This window comes from Pseudomonas benzenivorans, assembly GCF_033547155.1.
Taxonomy (GTDB): domain Bacteria; phylum Pseudomonadota; class Gammaproteobacteria; order Pseudomonadales; family Pseudomonadaceae; genus Aquipseudomonas; species Aquipseudomonas benzenivorans_B.
Window position 1 is genome coordinate 3,085,772 of sequence record NZ_CP137892.1, and the last position, 17,203, is coordinate 3,102,974.

22 protein-coding genes are annotated in these 17,203 nt (G+C 65.7%); 11 read left to right on the forward strand and 11 right to left on the reverse strand.

All coding sequences use genetic code 11. The annotated features are described in order from the left end of the window. Positions 1-61: 61 nt before the first annotated feature. Complete coding sequence (locus tag SBP02_RS14185; protein ID WP_318642668.1) at positions 62-472, reverse strand: PaaI family thioesterase; 411 nt, start codon at positions 470-472, stop codon at positions 62-64. Between the two features lie 113 nt (positions 473-585). Between SBP02_RS14185 and SBP02_RS14190 the strand changes: the two genes are divergently transcribed. The 3 genes from SBP02_RS14190 to SBP02_RS14200 are packed head-to-tail and all read left to right on the forward strand — an operon-like array spanning position 586 to position 3,860. Beyond that, positions 586-2,301: a proline--tRNA ligase gene (locus SBP02_RS14190; RefSeq protein ID WP_318642670.1), complete on the forward strand. Its 1,716-nt coding sequence runs from the start codon at positions 586-588 to the stop codon at positions 2,299-2,301. Between the two features lie 25 nt (positions 2,302-2,326). Continuing rightward, positions 2,327-3,280, forward strand: coding sequence for a hypothetical protein (locus tag SBP02_RS14195; RefSeq protein ID WP_318642672.1), 954 nt, complete (start codon positions 2,327-2,329; stop codon positions 3,278-3,280). 7 nt (positions 3,281-3,287) lie between these two features. Beyond that, complete coding sequence (locus SBP02_RS14200) at positions 3,288-3,860, forward strand: lytic transglycosylase domain-containing protein (protein ID WP_318642674.1); 573 nt, start codon at positions 3,288-3,290, stop codon at positions 3,858-3,860. Positions 3,861-3,872: 12 nt separating this feature from the next. Here SBP02_RS14200 and SBP02_RS14205 read toward each other — a convergent pair whose 3' ends face one another. After that, entirely contained in the window at positions 3,873-4,148 is a 276-nt protein-coding gene (locus SBP02_RS14205) for an acylphosphatase (protein WP_318642676.1), read from the reverse strand. 3 nt (positions 4,149-4,151) lie between these two features. After that, the gene (locus SBP02_RS14210) at positions 4,152-4,631 is read right to left on the reverse strand and encodes a TlpA disulfide reductase family protein (RefSeq protein ID WP_369958973.1); all 480 of its coding nucleotides are present in this window, start codon (positions 4,629-4,631) and stop codon (positions 4,152-4,154) included. A gap of 30 nt (positions 4,632-4,661) precedes the next feature. On the opposite strand from SBP02_RS14210, the gene SBP02_RS14215 reads away from it, so the two are divergent. Together SBP02_RS14215 and SBP02_RS14220 are read left to right on the forward strand one after the other, a co-directional pair. Next, positions 4,662-6,071 carry a PilZ domain-containing protein gene (locus SBP02_RS14215; RefSeq protein WP_318642678.1) on the forward strand — a complete coding sequence of 470 codons (1,410 nt, stop codon included), beginning with the start codon at positions 4,662-4,664 and terminating at the stop codon, positions 6,069-6,071. A 130-nt stretch (positions 6,072-6,201) separates the two neighbouring features. Further along, the gene (locus SBP02_RS14220; RefSeq protein WP_318642680.1) at positions 6,202-6,606 is read left to right on the forward strand and encodes a hypothetical protein; all 405 of its coding nucleotides are present in this window, start codon (positions 6,202-6,204) and stop codon (positions 6,604-6,606) included. On the opposite strand, the gene SBP02_RS14225 is transcribed toward SBP02_RS14220, so the two are convergent. Then, entirely contained in the window at positions 6,603-6,800 is a 198-nt protein-coding gene (locus SBP02_RS14225; protein WP_318642682.1) for a hypothetical protein, read from the reverse strand. The two genes, SBP02_RS14220 and SBP02_RS14225, sit on opposite strands and share 4 nt — an antisense overlap. Before the next feature lie 169 nt (positions 6,801-6,969). Beyond that, on the reverse strand, positions 6,970-8,190 hold the full coding sequence (locus SBP02_RS14230; protein WP_318642684.1) for a virulence factor BrkB family protein: 1,221 nt from the start codon (positions 8,188-8,190) through the stop codon (positions 6,970-6,972). Between the two features lie 110 nt (positions 8,191-8,300). Between SBP02_RS14230 and arsC the strand changes: the two genes are divergently transcribed. Genes arsC through SBP02_RS14245 form a run of 3 tightly spaced genes read left to right on the forward strand, consistent with a single transcriptional unit; the run spans position 8,301 to position 9,659 of the window. After that, a complete protein-coding gene (arsC, locus tag SBP02_RS14235) occupies positions 8,301-8,654 on the forward strand; it encodes an arsenate reductase (glutaredoxin) (protein ID WP_318642686.1) in 354 nt (117 codons plus the stop codon). Further along, positions 8,651-9,256: an NAD(P)H:quinone oxidoreductase gene (gene wrbA / locus SBP02_RS14240; protein ID WP_318642688.1), complete on the forward strand. Its 606-nt coding sequence runs from the start codon at positions 8,651-8,653 to the stop codon at positions 9,254-9,256. The genes arsC and wrbA overlap by 4 nt, the downstream gene beginning before the upstream one ends. Further along, a complete protein-coding gene (locus SBP02_RS14245; RefSeq protein WP_318642691.1) occupies positions 9,249-9,659 on the forward strand; it encodes a DUF2069 domain-containing protein in 411 nt (136 codons plus the stop codon). Before wrbA ends, SBP02_RS14245 begins: the two co-directional genes overlap by 8 nt. 70 nt (positions 9,660-9,729) lie before the next feature. Here the strand turns inward: SBP02_RS14245 and hda are convergent, their stop codons facing one another. From hda to SBP02_RS14260, 3 genes are all read right to left on the reverse strand, one after another. After that, positions 9,730-10,434 carry a DnaA regulatory inactivator Hda gene (gene hda, locus SBP02_RS14250; protein ID WP_318642693.1) on the reverse strand — a complete coding sequence of 235 codons (705 nt, stop codon included), beginning with the start codon at positions 10,432-10,434 and terminating at the stop codon, positions 9,730-9,732. Beyond that, the gene (locus SBP02_RS14255) at positions 10,431-11,522 is read right to left on the reverse strand and encodes an AI-2E family transporter (protein WP_318642695.1); all 1,092 of its coding nucleotides are present in this window, start codon (positions 11,520-11,522) and stop codon (positions 10,431-10,433) included. The genes hda and SBP02_RS14255 overlap by 4 nt, the downstream gene beginning before the upstream one ends. A 145-nt stretch (positions 11,523-11,667) precedes the next feature. Next, positions 11,668-12,690 carry a DUF2066 domain-containing protein gene (locus tag SBP02_RS14260; RefSeq protein ID WP_318642697.1) on the reverse strand — a complete coding sequence of 341 codons (1,023 nt, stop codon included), beginning with the start codon at positions 12,688-12,690 and terminating at the stop codon, positions 11,668-11,670. 211 nt (positions 12,691-12,901) lie between these two features. On the opposite strand from SBP02_RS14260, the gene purM reads away from it, so the two are divergent. Genes purM through SBP02_RS14275 form a run of 3 tightly spaced genes read left to right on the forward strand, consistent with a single transcriptional unit; the run spans position 12,902 to position 15,332 of the window. Beyond that, the gene (purM, locus tag SBP02_RS14265) at positions 12,902-13,960 is read left to right on the forward strand and encodes a phosphoribosylformylglycinamidine cyclo-ligase (RefSeq protein WP_318642700.1); all 1,059 of its coding nucleotides are present in this window, start codon (positions 12,902-12,904) and stop codon (positions 13,958-13,960) included. Continuing rightward, positions 13,960-14,607 (forward strand): phosphoribosylglycinamide formyltransferase, encoded by a 648-nt coding sequence (gene purN, locus SBP02_RS14270; RefSeq protein WP_369958970.1) that lies wholly within the window; start codon positions 13,960-13,962, stop codon positions 14,605-14,607. The genes purM and purN overlap by 1 nt, the downstream gene beginning before the upstream one ends. Positions 14,608-14,615: 8 nt before the next feature. Continuing rightward, positions 14,616-15,332 carry a DUF3108 domain-containing protein gene (locus SBP02_RS14275; RefSeq protein ID WP_318642702.1) on the forward strand — a complete coding sequence of 239 codons (717 nt, stop codon included), beginning with the start codon at positions 14,616-14,618 and terminating at the stop codon, positions 15,330-15,332. Positions 15,333-15,381: 49 nt separating this feature from the next. Here the strand turns inward: SBP02_RS14275 and SBP02_RS14280 are convergent, their stop codons facing one another. The 3 genes from SBP02_RS14280 to mazG form a co-directional block, all read right to left on the reverse strand. Further along, positions 15,382-15,657, reverse strand: coding sequence for a Rho-binding antiterminator (locus SBP02_RS14280; RefSeq protein WP_318642705.1), 276 nt, complete (start codon positions 15,655-15,657; stop codon positions 15,382-15,384). A gap of 94 nt (positions 15,658-15,751) precedes the next feature. After that, the gene (locus SBP02_RS14285; protein ID WP_318642707.1) at positions 15,752-16,291 is read right to left on the reverse strand and encodes a DUF2058 domain-containing protein; all 540 of its coding nucleotides are present in this window, start codon (positions 16,289-16,291) and stop codon (positions 15,752-15,754) included. Between the two features lie 55 nt (positions 16,292-16,346). Next, entirely contained in the window at positions 16,347-17,183 is an 837-nt protein-coding gene (gene mazG, locus SBP02_RS14290; protein WP_318642709.1) for a nucleoside triphosphate pyrophosphohydrolase, read from the reverse strand. Between the last annotated feature and the right edge of the window lie 20 nt (positions 17,184-17,203).

Genomic DNA, 17,203 nt, shown 5'->3' on the forward strand with positions numbered 1-17,203 from the left:
CGGCTTCTGCCGGGCTTTTTTGTGCTTGCTCCATAGACAACGCGAATCCGGGCACCGGCATCTAGGCAAGCGGCAAGGCATAGGTCCCGGTGACATGAGCCACCAGTTCGTCCTCGCTACCCGCCGAGTAGAGCGACACCTCACACACCGCCTGGCGCCGGCTCAGGCGCAGGATGCGCGCTTCCGCCAGCAGGTCCACCGGCCTGGGCTTGACCAGGAAGTTGATGTTCAGGTTCGACGTAACCGCCATCTCAACCCGCCCCAAACGCCCCAGCACCACCGCGTACATGGCCGCATCGCCCAAGGCCATGATGGTCGGACCGGAAATAGTGCCACCCGGGCGCACCAGCTTGCCGTGAAACGGCACCCGCGCCAGCGCCCCCTGCTCGTCCAGCCGATCGATACACAGCCCCATATCCTCGGCCATCGGCAACCCCGCCCGAATCAACATCTGGACTTCTTGCGCCGTCATCACCATACCTGCCTCCTCGCTCACTACCGCCGCGCCCGTCCTGTACGCCACTGGACAGGCACCGTACAATGCCGGCCAGTTAAACGCCCTTGCAACCGACAGAACGGCCAAACATGCGTACCAGTCAGTTCCTGCTCTCGACCCTCAAAGAAACCCCTTCCGATGCCGTGGTCATCAGCCATCAGCTGATGCTCCGCGCCGGGATGATCCGCAAGCTCGCCTCGGGCCTCTACACCTGGCTGCCGATGGGCCTGCGCGTGCTGCGCAAAGTGGAAAAGGTGGTGCGCGAAGAGATGAATGCCGCCGGCGCCCTCGAAGTGCTGATGCCGGCCATCCAACCGGCGGAGCTATGGCAGGAGTCCGGGCGCTGGGAGCAGTACGGCCCCGAGCTGCTGCGCCTGCAGGATCGACACGGCCGCGACTTCTGCGTCGGCCCGACCCACGAAGAAGTGATCACCGACCTGGCCCGCAACGAGCTCAACAGCTACAAGCAGCTGCCGATCAACCTGTATCAGATCCAGACCAAGTTCCGCGACGAGATCCGTCCGCGCTTCGGCCTGATGCGCGGGCGCGAGTTCATCATGAAGGACGCCTACTCCTTCCATGCGGACCAGGCCTCGCTGCAGGAAACCTACGACCGCATGCACCAGGCCTACTGCAACGTCTTCAGCCGCCTGGGCCTGAACTTCCGCCCGGTGCAGGCCGACACCGGCTCGATCGGCGGCACCGGTTCCCATGAGTTCCACGTGCTGGCCGACTCCGGCGAGGACGACATCGCCTTCAGCGACAGCTCCGACTACGCCGCCAACATCGAGAAAGCCGAAGCCATTCCGCGGGAAACCGAGCGCGGCGCGGCGACCGAAGAGCTGCGTCTGGTCGATACGCCGAACACCAAGACCATCAACGATCTGGTGGAAAAGTTCGGCGCGCCCATCGAGAAAACCATCAAGACCCTGGTGGTGCATGGCGCCGAGGCCGGCACCCTGGTTGCGCTGATCATCCGCGGCGATCACGAGCTGAACGAGATCAAGGCCGCCAACCTGGAGCAGGTCGCCAGCCCGCTGACCATGGCGACCGAAGCCGAGCTGCGCGCCGCCATCGGCGCCGGCGCCGGCTCGCTGGGCCCGCTGAACCTGCCGTTGCCCTGCATAGTCGATCGCTCGGTGGCCCTGATGAACGACTTCGTCATCGGCGCCAACATAGACGACAAGCACTACTTCGGCGTCAACTGGGAGCGCGACCTGCCTCTGCCGGCGGTCGCCGACCTGCGCAATGTAGTGGCCGGCGACCCCAGCCCCGACGGCCAGGGCAGCCTGGTGATCAAGCGCGGTATCGAAGTCGGACACATTTTCCAGCTCGGCACCAAGTACAGCGAAGCCTTGAACTGCCAGGTGCTCGGCGAGAGCGGCAAGCCGGTAACCCTGACCATGGGCTGCTACGGCATCGGCGTATCGCGCGTGGTCGCCGCGGCCATCGAGCAGAACTTTGATGAGCGCGGCATTCTCTGGAACGACGCCCTGGCGCCCTTCCATATCGCCCTGGTGCCACTGCGCTACGAGACCGAGGCGGTGCGCGAGGCCACCGACAAGCTGTATGCCGAACTTAGCGCGGCCGGCTACGAGGTGTTGCTCGACGATCGCGACAAGAAGACCAGCCCGGGCATCAAGTTCGCCGATATGGAGCTGATCGGCATCCCACACCGCATCGTGGTCAGCGATCGCGGCTTGGCCGATGGCAATCTGGAGTACAAGAGCCGCCAGGAAAGCGAGGCGCAAGTGGTTCCCGCCGCTGATATCCTGTCGTTTATCCAGGCACGCGTCCGCCGCTGACTTTCTGCCCTTATCAAGAGCCATCATGTTCAAGCGAAGCACCTCTCGCCTCGTCGGCGCCGCAGTCTGCGGCGCCGTCTTTATCAGCGGCTGCGCCAACCAGCTGCCACAGCGCAGCGAGCATGAAGAGCGCGTCGAGCGCAAACTCCTGGCGCACAGCCTGCAAATAGACGTCGGCGAACCGCGCACGCTGGAGCTGCCGCAGCGACGCGTGCGAATCAACGAGCAGAAGACCTTCGAGGTCACCACTGTCGAAGTCACCCGCCGCTACGACCGTTATACCCCCTACCAGCCCTGGCGCGAGCTGTACGAAGTGCCCCTGGGTGCACTGGCGGTAGTCGCCGGCATCGGCGCCAACGTGCTCAATGTGCCCCTGCTCGGCAGCCTGCCGGACAGCGCCACCAAGGACTGGATCAGCTATGGCTTCGCCGGCCTCAATCCGCTGATGAACGCCGAATCCAATGGGCGCTCGCAGCAGAATCTCGCCAGCCTCGAAGAAAAGCGCCAGGACGCACGCATGGAGTACACCAGCCTGCCCTGGGCCGAGCGCCCGGTATCGGTCAAGGCAGGCGAGCACAGCCAAGAGCTGCTGACCGACCGCAACGGCGTCCTGCGTCTCAACCTGCTCGACAGCCCCTTCGCCGAGCAGGATGCCAGCCGCATCGGCACCTTGCTGCTGCAGGTGGAAGACCCACAAGACGCCGCCCAGGCACAGGCAACCCTGCTGGTCAGCCACACCCTGCGCGGCAAACTGCAGGAAGCCCACGGCCTGATCTACGACGATCTGGAAGACGACGACGTGTCGCAATGGGTGCACCGGGTCAAGCGGCTGTCCGAGCTGGGCCTGGAAGAGGAAGCCAGCGAGCTGGAGCAAAGCCTGATCGAACTGAGTCGCAACGACCCGGAACTGCAGGAGAGCTTTCTGCAAGCCCTGACACGGGATGCCGGTCGCCTGGTCGCCGACCCTGGCGCCGACTGAGACAGGCATGGCCTTGCGCCTAGGCCTGGCACTGCTGCTGGCATGGCTGTGCACGCCCGGCCATGCCAGCCTGCGCCAGGCTCCGGAGCCCGAGCGGCGCGCCCTGCTGCAGCGCACCGTCGCCGAAGCCGACAGCTTTCAGGATCGCTTCGAGGCCGAAGTCTGGCTGCTGGACATGTCCACCCGCCTGAAACACTACGTGCCCGAGGCGGAAGAGCGCCTTTCCCTGCTCCGCCTGGCCCACCGCGAGGCCAGCAGGGCCGACCTACGCCCCGACCTGGTGCTGGCGCTGATCCACGCGGAGAGTCACTTCGATCGTCTCGCCATTTCCGCCGCCGGCGCCCAGGGCATGATGCAGGTCACGCCGTTCTGGAAGGCCGAACTCGGCAGGCCGCAGGACAACCTCACCGACAACGCCACCAACCTGAGGTACGGCTGCACCATTCTCGGCTTCTATCTGCGCAAGGAAAACGGCGATCTCAACCGCGCCCTGGCCCGCTACAACGGCAGTCTCGGCCAGCAACGCTACCCGGCCAGGGTGATAGGCTTCTGGCATGACTTCTGGTACGTCAAGCCCTGACCCGCCACCGCCTCACCGTCGCAGAACGAACCCGGCGATGCCTTGCAGCGGCTGCTCCTGCAGCTCTACGGCAGTCACCTGGGCAGCGCTCGGACCGTGCTCCAACCAGGCGGCCAAGGTGCGCACCGCAGCCTCGTCACCCTCGGCCAGCACCTCGACTCGACCATCATCGAGATTGCGCACCCAGCCAGCCAAGCCCAGGCGCTCGGCCTGCTCGAGCGTGCTCTGGCGGAAATATACGCCCTGTACCCGACCGCGGACGTATCCGTGCAAACATATCTGCGACATGCCCTAGTCTCCTCCGCGCAGCCTGTTCAGGCTCGCCGTCAATCCTGCGGCCGTCTGCTCACCCAGTAAGCGCTCACGCACCTGGCCACTATCATCGACGATATAGGTGACTGGCAGCGCCTCACTGCGGGGCAACTGGAAACGCGCTGCGGGGTCTTGCTCCAGCACCGTAAACTCGATGCCCAGGGCCGCTGCGGCCGAGTTCAACTCCGCGCCCTGCAGGCCATCGAAGTTCACCCCCACCACCCTCACCGGCTGATCTTTCAGCTGCCTGGCCAGGGCGTTCAGCTCGGGAATCTCACTGCGGCACGGCGCACACCATTCGGCCCAGTAATTAATCACCAACCACTGGCCTTCCAGCTGCTCAGCCGCTACCTTTCGTCCATGCTGATCGACGCCAACGTCTTCAGAGCAGCTTGCCAGGACCAGGCAGGCGCAGAGTCCCACAACAGCACGCATGACAGTCTGGAGTCGCATTCCCATGCATTCGATCCTCGTCCGCCCAGGGTTGGTATGACGCTTGATGCCTTGCGTCTGGAGGTGCCGGACATCCTCGAAGACGCCACCGCCTCGTTGAGCGATCTCAACGAGCAACTGGCCCAGGCCCGCCTGCAGCCGCAAGAGACTGCGCTGCAGCTGATACTCAGCCTGTTGTTTCGACTCAACCGCAGTGCCATGACCTTACTCGAAAGGCAACGCGCGCTGCAAAGCTTCAGCGACCAGTTCCACCACTATGCCGCCGGCTATAGCGCCGACACGCCACCACCTGCACTCTTCGTGCACCTGTGCGGCGAATTGGCGATCGGTTTCAAGCGCCTGCTACTGCAGATAGTACAAAGCCGGCATCCCTCCCGGCCGCACCTGGCCTGGTGCCTGTACATGGCCCAACACTTTCTCGCCCAAAGCCTGCTGCGCCACTACCAGCGCTACCATGAGCCGCCCCCCCACCTGTGGCGCGACAGCCACCTGCTGTATTGGATCGGCGAACATCAGGAGTGCCTGGACGAACCCGTGGCGGCGAGCTTCACTCCGCAACCGGCCAACACCCTGCGCGGCCTCTACCAACAGATGCTGCTAGTGGCATTGAGCAACCCCTTTCATCTCGCCGAAGGCGAATGCCTCAAACTCTTCGGTGCCCTCGCCCAACTGGCTGCATTGCCGCGCCTATTGCCCTGGGACGAAGAAGATGACACCGAGGGTCCGACAGTCGACCTCTCCGAATCACAGGCTTGCCTGGGCTACAGCCACAGCCCCGATGGCGACATCGCCTATCTTCGCCGCTTCGAGCTCGGTGCGCTGCTGATCGCCCTACATGAGCCCGCCCCCCTGCAAAGCGCCGAAGAAAGACGGTTGCTAGACCAGGTCCAGCACCATTGGCTGGGACGCCAGCAACGTCGCCATCCGCGGGCCGAGCACGTTGTCCAATGTGACCTGGTCGTCGGCCTGCCGGCCATCCACGCACACCTGCTGAAACACCTGCCCCCGTGCGCCCCGGCACAGATGCTCGATGCCAGCCCCGGGGGGGCGCGCCTGCTGTGCCATCCAGACCTGGCCGCACAACTGGCTGTCGGCCAGCTCGTGCTGCTGCTCGCCAGCAGCAACACGACGACCTTGGGACTGGTACGCTGGCGCCACATCAATGAGGAAGGCCTGCACCTGGGCCTGCGGTACCTGAAGGGTCTGCCGCGCCCGGTCTGGCTGCGCCGCGCACCCAACGCACAAACCCATCCGGGCGTACTGCAAAGCACGCCGGCGCCAGGCAACGGCTGGCACCATGGCCTGTGGTTGCCCAGCGGTCAGTTCGGCGAAGGAGAGAACCTCTGGCTGCAGCTGCCCAGCGTGAACAATCAGACGACCCTACCGCTGCCGGCCGCCAACCTCAGCACCCAGGCAGTCGCACGCCACCCGCTGCAGATGCCCTGACACTGTAGAAACTGCGAGAGCGATCACGCCCCACGACGGCCAAGCGCACAGATTCCCCCCGCGCGCCCCGCTTATAATTTCCAGGCCTAATGCTTGAATCGATCCGCCATCAGCCTGGAAGACAGCGACCATGACCCAAGCCCACGACAAGTTGATCGGACAGGTACCGGAGCGCATCGTCGAAGTTGCCCGCCTGCAAGTCACGCCCTACGAAGGGCGTGTCGCCGAATACAACGTCGCCACCTGGCTGCAATTACCAGGGCTAGCCAACCTACCCGTTTCCCTGCTGATCAATTACCGCGATGGCGGTAAACGGCGCGAAGTCGCGGTGGATCATGGCAAGGTCAATGCTCACAGCAAGATCCTGCTCTCCGGCATTGCCCGATTGCCGGTCAAGCAGAAGATAGAGGACATGCAGGTGCGCCTGCGCTCGGCGGTGCCGACGCAAAGCCTGGTGGTCGAAGAGCTGTTCGTTCAGGCCGTCGAGCCCGCACGCAAGGACAACGATCAGGTGCTGGCGAGCAGCCAGGGCTAAGCGGACTCCAAACCACGCCCGATGAGGGGCTCGGCCGGCTGCTGCGGTTCGGCCGAGGCATCTTTCGGCGCGGGCTGAGCCAACGACTCCGGCCAGCGCACGAAACACAGCCCGGTAATACGATTCAGCCGCTCCAGCGCTTCCTGCGGGCCACGCTGATAGAGATGAATTACCCTGCCCTTGCTCGTCGTCATAGCCCACCCGTCCTCTCTGACAATCCCTGGCCGCCCTGCAGCCCGATTGCGATGTTGTAGGGACTTAATGCCAGAAGCATGCCAGCCCCGCCGCCGCTTGATTCGGACACCACCGCCACCGCCAGGCGTGAACCCACGCCATCGCAGCGCCGCAAACTGACGTTTTTTGTCACCTCTGCGCAGGATGCAGCCAGTCCGCCAGGCTCTCGCCGAACAGTGTCGCCTGCTCCTCGTGCAAACGCTCCAAGGCGCTGCGCAGCCCCGGATACCAGGGTTCGTCCAAGAGTTCCGGCAGTTGACCGAGCCGCGGCAGCGGCCAGGGACTGTGGCTCAGCAATTGTTGCAAGCTGTAGTGCGCCAGGTCACGGCTCAATACCCAGGCCCCCGCCCCAGTCGAGGCGACCAAGTGCTGGCTTTCGAGAAACTCTAGCACCTCCTCCCACTCGTGCTCCGGCAGGGGCCAGCCCTGCCGCCACATATCGCGATGACGCACCTTCAGCCCGGATTGCTGGCGCTCGTGGAACACCCGCAGGATCGCCAGCACTACCAGCAGACGCGGCATACCCCGACGGCGCCACTGATGGGGGGTACCCAGATTGCACACCAGCTCGGCACCGAATAGCACGATCAGCCAGGACAGGTAGATCCACAGGAGAAACAACGGCACCGTGGCAAAGGCGCCGTAGATCAACTGGTAACCCGGAAACAACTGTACATATAAGCCAAACAGCGCCTTGGCCAACTCGAACAGCACAGCAGTGAACAGCCCCCCCATAAAGGCGTGTGACAGTGGCACCCGTGCATTCGGCACAGACGCATAGAGCAGGGTGAACGCCGCCACACTGAAGGCCAGCGGCATCAGCGCCAGTAGCGTCTCGGCACCGAGCAGCGCGTCAGGGCCGGAGATCAGCGACAACGAAGCGATATAGGTACTGATCGCGAAGCCGGCGCCCAGGAGAATGGGACCCAGACTGAGGATTGCCCAGTACAGGAGAAAACTCGATACCCCGCGCCTGGCCTGGCGCACCCGCCAGATGGTGTTGAAGGCTTTCTCAATGGTCACCAGCATCCAGAACGCGGTGACCGCCAGTACCGCCACGCCGACCCAGGTCAGCTGCCGGGCCTGCGCGGTGAAATCGCGCAGATAGCCCTGCACCGTCTCGCCGGCCGAGGGCACGAAGTTATGGAAGATGAAACTCTGGATCTGCTCGCCCGTGCCCTGGAAGGCCGGCACGGCCGAGAGCATGGAGAAGGTCACGGTCATCATCGGCACCACGGCGAACAGCGTGGTGTAGGTCAGGGCCGCGGCAGTGTTGGCGCCGCGATCGGCGAAAAAACGCTGCAGCAGAAAGCGCCAGAACTCCAGCCAATCGGTAAAACGCTGCCCCATGCCCTCTCCTTAGCGATTGGCCGATCCGCCCAGCCCTGCGTCGTACTGTTCAGACTCGAGCCGCTACGCGGTTAGAATAGCCGCCACTCGACTCGAGATGCGAACTCCATATGACCGACCTGACCCTGTACCACAACCCACGCTGCTCGAAATCCCGCGGCGCCCTGCAACTCCTGGAAGAACGCGGCCTGAGCCCGACCATCGTGCGCTACCTGGAGACCCCGCCCAGCGCCGCGCAACTGCAGGCGCTGCTGGACAAGCTCGGCATCGGCGCCCGCCAGCTGCTACGCAGCGGCGAGGAGGAGTACCGCACGCTCAACCTGGCCGACGCCGGCCTGAGTGAAGCCCAACTGATCGAGGCCATGGTCAGCCATCCCAAGCTGATCGAACGACCGATACTGATCGCCGGAGACAAGGCAGTGATCGGCCGCCCGCCGGAGAAGGTTCTGGAGCTGCTGCCTTGAGTTCGGCCTACATTCTGGTCCTCTACTACAGTCGCCACGGCGCCACGGCCGAGATGGCCCGGCAGATTGCCCGCGGCGTCGAGATGAGCGGCCTGGAGGCGCGCCTGCGCACCGTTGCGCCGGTATCCACCGAGTGCGAAGCAGTCGCTCCGGAGATTCCCGAGGAAGGCGCGCTCTACGTCAGCCTCGACGACCTGAAGCACTGCGCCGGCCTGGCCCTCGGCAGCCCGACGCGCTTCGGCAACATGGCCGCGCCGCTGAAGTATTTCCTCGACGGCACCAGCAGTCTGTGGCTCAGCGGCGGCCTGGTCGGCAAACCAGCCGGCGTGTTCACCTCCACCGCCAGCCTGCATGGCGGCCAGGAAACCACCCTGCTGTCGATGCTTCTGCCCCTGCTGCACCACGGCATGCTGGTCACCGGCCTGCCCTACAGCGAATCCGCCCTGCTGGAAACCCGCGGCGGCGGCACCCCCTACGGCCCCAGCCACCACGCCGGCGCCGACGGCAAGCGTCCCCTGGATGAACACGAAATCGCCCTATGCCGAAGCCTCGGCCAGCGTCTGGGGCAGACCGCGAAGAAACTGGAGTGCGCCCGTGGCTAGATCTGCCAAACCCCTGCCGGCCCTGGATTGGCTCAAACCGCGCCTGGCCGTCAGCCGCATCGTCAGCCTGCTCAGTTTCCTCGCCCTGACGGTGCTATTGCTGGTGTGGAACCTGGCGTTCGCCGAGTTGCCGGACAAGCTGCTCTGGGTGATCCTGGCCTTCCAGCTGACGCCGCTGCTGCTGCTGGCGCCCGGCCTGATCCTGGGCAACGCCCGCGCCCATGCCTGGACCTGCTTCGTGGTCAACCTGTATTTCATCCAGGGCGTGCTGGCCGCCTTCGACCCGTCCAAGGCGCTATTCGGCTGGCTGGAGACCCTGCTGAGTCTCAGCCTGTTCTGCGCGGCCCTGATGTATACCCGCTGGCGCTTCCAGTACCAGCGTAGGCTGGCAGGGGAGAGCTGACCGACTCATTCGCCCGTCACGTTTCAATCGGGCTTGGATGCCGCCAGCACGGCGGCGCCCGAACGAATCGTCACCAGCCCAGGGTTTCCTTCAGGAAGGGGATGGTCAGCTTGCGCTGAGCCTGCAACGAGGCCTGATCGAGACGCTCGAGCAACTCGAACAACGCACTCATGCTGCGCTCGCCGCGGGTGAGGATGAAACGGCCGACCTCATCGCTCATATTCAGGCCGCGGCGCGAGGCGCGCAGCTGCAGGGCGCGAAGCTTGTCCTCATCGGACAGTTCGTGCAGCTGGAAGACCAGCGCCAGGGTCAGCCGCGACTGCAGGTCGGGCAGCGCCACCGGCAGCTCGCGCGGCGACCTGGCGGCAGCCAGCAGCAGGCGCCGGCCGCTGTCGCGCAGGCGATTGAACAGATGGAACAACGCCTCCTCCCAGTCGCTACGACCGGCCACGGCATCCAGCTGATCGAGGCACACCAGTTCGCACTGTTCGAGGTTGTCCAACAAGTCCGGGCCGTACGCCGCAACCTCCGCCAGCGGCAGGTACACCGCCGGCTCACCACGCTGCTCGAAGCGCAGGCAAGCCGCCTGCAGCAGGTGACTGCAGCCGACGCCTTCGCCCCCCCAGAGGTAGATCAGGCTTTCCGTCCAGCCGGCCTCGGCCTCGCACAGGCGCTCGACATAGCCCAGCGCGGCGGCATTGGCCCCGGGATAGTAGTTGGCGAAAGTGGCGTCGTCGCGAAGGCGAACACCTAATGGCAATTGAATGGGCGTCATGCGGGACTCGGCGGTTCGTCGGAGCCGCTGGGGGACTCTCCGTAAAGTGCGGAAAGTTTATAGAAATCATGGGCATGGCGCAGCAAAACCATAATCACCGCGGCCACCGGCAGGGCTAGCAGCACGCCGCTGAAGCCGAACAGCTGGCCTCCGGCCATGATGGCGAAGATCACCGCCACCGGATGCAGGCCGATGCGGTCGCCCACCAGCAAGGGGGTCAGGAGCATGCCCTCGAGCAACTGGCCGACAACGAATACCGCGGCGATGGCCAGCAGCGGGTAGAGCTCCCCGCCGAACTGGAACACCCCGGCGGTCAACGCCGCTGCCACCCCGACCACCACGCCCAGGTAAGGCACGATGCTGGCCAGACCGGCCAGCAGGCCGATCAGCAGGCCCAGCTCCAGGCCGACCAGCATCAAGCCCGAGGCATACACCAGGCCCAACGCCAGCATCACCAGCAACTGCCCGCGCAGGAAGGCGCCGAGCACTTCGTGGCATTCGCCGAACAGGGTCACCACCAGACCTTCCCGACTGCGCGGCAGCAGCCCGCGCAGCTTGGCGAGCATCAGGTCCCAATCGCGCAGCAGATAGAAGGTCACCACCGGGATCAGCAGCAGATTGGCCAGCCAGGCCACCAGGGCCAGGCCCGAGGCGGTGGCACGCGACAGCACCAGGCCGAGGATGTCGGTGGTCTTGCCCAGGTGCCCGGATAGCGCGGCCTTGAGTTGGTCGAAACGCCAGAAGCCGTCGCCCAGGCCCAGCTGCGCCTGCACCCAGGGCAAGGCTTGGTGCTGTGCCCAGTCGAGCATCTGTGGGGTCAGTTCATAGAGCCGCAGCAGCTGCTTGCCGAGCATCGGCACCAGCACCAGCAGCATGAGCGCGAAGATCAGGCCGAACAGCACGAATACCAGGATCACGCCCCAGGTGCGCGACAGTTTCCAGCGCTCCAGGCGGTCGACCAGGGGGTCGCCCAGATAGGCCAGCAGCACGCCGATCAGGAAGGGAGCGAGAATAGGGTGCAACAGATAGAGCAGCCAGCCGAGCAGCAGCAACCCAGCTATCCATAGCCAGCGACGTGAATCGATCATCCTCGGCCCTCAGTTGGCGAAAGGTAATGCCCGGAGCATGACAAGAACCGCAGAGCGCCCCATGGCCTCACTCTGCCGCTGCCCGCTCGACAGTCGCCGCCAAAGTGCGACGAGTGACCGGGCCTATGCCTAACGGGGCGGCAGTCTACCAGCGAAAGCGCAGAATTTCGGTGCGCGGAATCACCCGTGGCGCCGGAGACGGGCCGGCATCGATAGGCGCGGCCTCGGCCACTACTTCCTGCAGGCGCAACAGCCCCAATTGCGCCCGCAGCTGCTCGGCACTGGCATTGACCCGGTAGAGGACGCGATCGCCCTGCACCTGGGTCAGCTGCGCGCCGAGCGGCTCGAGGGTGCGCTGCAGCTCGGCATAACGGGCCAGGTCGACGCCTTGGACCTCCAGGGTCAGACTGGAGGCAGTGCCTGGAGCCACCACGAAGCGCGGCGCCAGGCGCTCGCTGACCGCCAGGAACACGGCATCGGCCAGTTCATTCTGGTTAGCGCCCTGGGCCTTGCCCTGCTCGCGACCATCCCCCAGCCACAGGCGCCATTGCCCCTGCCACTGACCATCGGCTTCGCGGGCCTGCACCGCCAGCAGGGCATCGGCGGCATAGCGCTCGGAGGCCGAGCGTAGGGCCTCGGGATCATTGGCGCCGAGGCTGTCGGGCGTCGCCAGCAGCTGCTCGCTGAGATCGGCCAGCGGCAGGCGCAGCGGTAGACCACGGTGTTGCGCGGCGCGGCGCAGGGTGGCGGCGCTGTCCTGGCCATCGCCGACCAGGCTGGCACCCCCGACGCCCTCATTCAGCCACCAGGCGATAATCGCCGGGCGGTTGGCGCCCCATAGCGCCAACCCGGCCTGGCGCAGGTGGCGATCGGTGCTGAGCGGGTCGAAGTCCACCAGCAGGTTGTCGCCCTCGTAGCCGTACTGCGCGACGATCTGTTGCGGGTCCTTGCGCAGCTCGGCCAGCGCCGGGCTCTGCGCCGCGTCGCGACTGCCGGTCAGGCGTAGCACCAGGGTATCCAGGGCGCGCCCCAGTGCCGCATCGCGCGCCTCCGGTTGCTGGCTGTCGACCGGCTCGCGCACCTGATAGAGGTCGCTCACGGTCTCGGCAAGGCTGGGTAGACTCAACAGCGGCAGACACAGGACGAGCAGGCGGGCGATCAGGCGCATGGGACAGGCTCTCGACGGGCGGAAGTCGGCGCGCAACGGCCTGGCAGGCGGCGCGCGTAGCCCTATACCTTAAACAGCCGCCGGCGCCCCGGCAACCGCGGCGCCGGCCGGCTGGCCGCTGCCCGGCAAGCCTGATAAAATCGCGCGCCTTCGCAGGCCGGCCGCTGCAGCGCCGGTGCCCATCCGCATTCCCCTTCAAAGGCCTGGATCTATGAGCAAGCAACCCTCCATCAGCTACAAGGACGCAGGCGTAGACATCGACGCGGGCGAAGCCCTGGTCGAACGCATCAAGGGCGTGGCCAAGCGCACCGCCCGTCCGGAAGTCATGGGTGGCCTGGGCGGCTTCGGCGCCCTCTGCGAGATCCCGGCCGGCTACAAGCAGCCGGTGCTGGTGTCCGGCACCGACGGCGTCGGCACCAAGCTGCGCCTGGCGCTGAACCTGAACAAGCACGACAGCATCGGCCAGGATCTGGTCGCCATGTGCGTCAACGACCTGGTGGTGTGCGGCGCCGAACCGCTGTTCTTCCTCGACTACTACGCCACCGGCAAGCTCAATGTCGACGTGGCCGCCACCGTGGTCACCGGCATCGGCGCCGGCTGCGAGCTGGCCGGCTGCTCCCTGGTCGGTGGTGAAACCGCCGAGATGCCGGGCATGTACGAAGGCGAAGACTACGACCTGGCCGGCTTCTGCGTCGGCGTGGTGGAGAAGGCCGAGATCATCGACGGCTCCAAGGTAACCACCGGTGACGCCCTGATCGCCCTGCCCTCCTCCGGCCCGCACTCCAACGGCTACTCGCTGATCCGCAAGATCATCGAGGTCTCCGGCGCCGACATCGAGAGCATCCAGCTGGGCGGCCAGCCACTGACCGAGCTGCTGATGGCGCCGACGCGCATCTACGTCAAGCCGCTGCTGAAACTCATCAAGGACACCGGCGCGGTCAAGGCCATGGCCCACATCACCGGCGGCGGCCTGCTCGACAACATCCCGCGCGTGCTGCCGCAAGGCGCCCAGGCGGTGATCGACGTGGCCAGCTGGGAACGCCCGGCGGTGTTCGACTGGCTGCAGGAAAAAGGCAACGTCGACGAGCACGAGATGCACCGCGTCCTCAACTGCGGTGTCGGCATGGTCATCTGCGTGGCCCAGGAGCAGGTCGAAGCGGCCCTGGCCAACCTGCGCGCCAGCGGCGAGACGCCCTGGGTCATCGGCCAGATCGCCGCCGCCGGCGAAGGCGCCGCCCAGGTCCAGCTGAACAACCTGAAAGCCCACTGATGGCCGACTGCAATGTCGTGGTGCTGATCTCCGGCTCCGGCAGCAACCTGCAGGCGCTGATCGACAGCACCCGGGCCGGCGACCAGCCGGCCCGCATCTGTGCGGTGATCGCCAACCGCGCCGATGCCTACGGCCTGGAGCGGGCCAAGGCCGCCGGCATCGCCACCCGGCTCCTCGACCACAAGGCCTTCGACGGCCGCGAGGCCTTCGATGCGGCGCTGATCGAGGCCATCGACGGCTTCGACCCGCAGCTGGTGGTGCTGGCCGGCTTCATGCGCATCCTCACGCCCGGCTTCGTCCGCCACTACGCCGGACGCCTGCTGAATATTCACCCCTCGCTGCTGCCCAAGTACAAGGGCCTGCACACCCACCAGCGGGCGCTGGAGGCCGGCGATAGCGAACACGGCTGCAGCGTGCATTTCGTCACCGAGGAACTCGATGGCGGCCCCCTGGTCGTACAGGCAGTGGTTCCGGTACAGCCGGACGACTCGCCGGACAGCCTGGCGCAGCGGGTGCACGAACAGGAACATCTGATCTACCCACTGGCCGTGCGCTGGTTCGCCGAGGGCCGCTTGCGCCTCGGCGAGCAAGGGGCGATGCTCGATGGCCAGAAGCTGCCCAGCAGCGGCCACCCATTCCGAACCTAGGAGACATCATGCGTCGCGCCTTATCGTTCGTTTTCGCGCTGTTTTGCCTGCCGGCTTTCGCCAGCGAGCTCAAGCCGTTCTCCGCCAGCTACACCGCCGACTGGAAGCAGGTGCCGGTCAGCGGCTCGGCCGAACGCGGCCTGCAGGCCCTGGGCGACGGCCGCTGGCAGCTCAGCTTCGAGGCCTCCATGCTGGTCGCCAGCCTCAGCGAGCAGAGCACCTTCCGCCTGGAAAACGACGCCTTCCTGCCGCAGACCTATCGCTTCGAGCGCAGCGGCCTGGGCAAGGGCAAGGTGGTCGAGCAGGACTTCGACTGGAACGCCAAGCAGGTGATCGGCAGCGACCGCGGCACGCCGGTACGCTTCCCGCTCAACCTCGGCCTGCAGGACAAGTCGACCTACCAGTTGGCCCTGCAGCACGACGTCGCCGCCGGCAAGCAGAGCATGAGCTACCAGGTGGTCGACGGGGACGAGATCGAGACCTACGACTTCCGCGTGCTGGGCGAAGAAACCGTGCGCACCAAGGCCGGGCTGATCGATGCGGTCAAGGTCGAGCGCGTGCGCGACCCGACCCAGAGCAAGCGCAAGACCATCCTCTGGTTCGCCAAGGACTGGAGCTACCTGCTGGTGCGCCTGCATCAGGTGGAGAAGGACGGCAAGGAGTACCAGATCATGCTCGACGAGGGCACGGTCGACGGTAAGCCGGTGCAAGGCCGCCGCGACTGAGCAGGCCAGACCACTCGATAGCCGGGCAACGCCCGGCTTTTTTATGCGTTCAGCAGCCGCCCACGTTCAGCCGCACACGGGCAAAGCTGGCCCCCGGGGTCAGCGGGGTGATCGCCAACAGGCGGTCGAGACGCAGGCGCCGCTCGCCCGCCGCGTCGCGCACCAGCAGGAACTCCTCCTTGCTCGCCGTGGTTTGCGTGGTCAGCGCCTCGACCTCCAGACACTCGCCGCCGAGCAGCTCGATGCGCAGCAGGTAGCGATGCAGACAGGCGATCTCCAGATAGTCGTAGAGGTCGCAGTTCAGCGGCCGGTAGCGATCATCCATGGGCGACCCTCATTCGAGGAAGCATCAGGAACAGCTTAGACACAGAGTGCAGCGCAGAAAAAAGCCGGGACACGCCCGGCTCTCTTCACCGCCCTTACCACATCAGGTCGTCCGGCACCTGGTAGGCGGCGTAGGGATCGTCGGCATCCGGCGCTTCGGCCTGGGTGTTGAGCAGGACGATGCGCTGGGCATCGCGGGCCTGGATCTTCAGCGCCGCCTCCCGCGGGATCACCTCGTAGCCGCCGCCGTGGCGGACGATGGCCAGCGAGCCGCAGCTGAGCTTGTCGCGCATCAGCTTGTTCACCGACAGGCGCTTGACCTTCTTGTCGTCGACGAAGTTGTAGTAGTCCTCGGTGGTCAGCTTGGGCAGACGGGAGTGTTCGATCAACTGCTTGATCTGCGCGGCGCGGGCCTTCTGTTCGGCCTTCTCCTGCTGCTGGCGATTGAGCTCCTGGTCGCGGGCGGCCTTCTCGGCCATGGCCTGTCGGGCGGCGAGCTGCTGCGACTCGTCCTTCTCGACCTGCCCCTTGTGCTCCAGGCGCTTCTGCTTCTGCTTCTCTTTGCTGACCTGCTTGGCCTGCTTCTCGTTGACCAGCCCGGCTTTGAGCAACTGGTCGCGTAGTGAAAGAGCCATAACCTACCTTTAACCGACGAACATTTAATTGGGGACGGGCCGTTCTCGAACCGGCCTAGCAGGCCGACGGCCTGTCGCGCTTTTCCATTTTCTTGGCTTCACCCCAGAGCGCATCCAGGTCTTCCAGGGCGCAATCTTCGATGGCCCGCCCCGCTTCGCGCAAGGCCCGCTCGATAAAACGAAAACGCTGCTCGAACTTGCCATTGGCGGCACGCAACGCCGCCTCCGGATCGACCCTGAGATGGCGGGCCAGATTGGTGACCACGAACAGCAGGTCGCCGAGCTCTTCGGCGATCGCCTCGGGGTCGTTCTCGCTCATGGCCTCGAGCACCTCGTCCAGCTCCTCGCGCACCTTGTCCACCACCGGCAGGGCCTCGGGCCAGTCGAAGCCGACCCGGGCGGCGCGTTTCTGCAGCTTGGCCGCCCGGCTCAAGGCCGGCAGCGCCTGGGGCACGTCGTCGAGCAGGGACAGCTGCTCCGGCGCGGCGGCCTGCTCGGCCCGCTCCTCGGCCTTGAGTTCCTCCCAGCGCTGCTTGACCGCCGCCTCTTCCAGTTTGGCCGCATCCGGCGCGCCGTACAGGTCGCCATCGGGGAACACATGGGGATGGCGGCGGATCAGCTTGCGGGTGATGCCGTCGACCACCTCGGCGAAGGCGAAGCGCCCCTCCTCCCGGGCCAGCTGGCTGTAGTAGACGACCTGGAACAGCAGGTCGCCCAGCTCGCCGGGCAGGTGCGCGAAGTCGCCGCGCTCGATGGCGTCGGCCACCTCGTAGGCCTCCTCTATCGTGTGCGGCACGATGCTGGCGTAGGACTGTTTCAGGTCCCAGGGACAGCCGTGTTGCGGGTCGCGCAGACGGGCCATCAGGTGCAGCAGGTCGTCGAGTTGGTACATGGCAATTTCCCGGTTCGGCG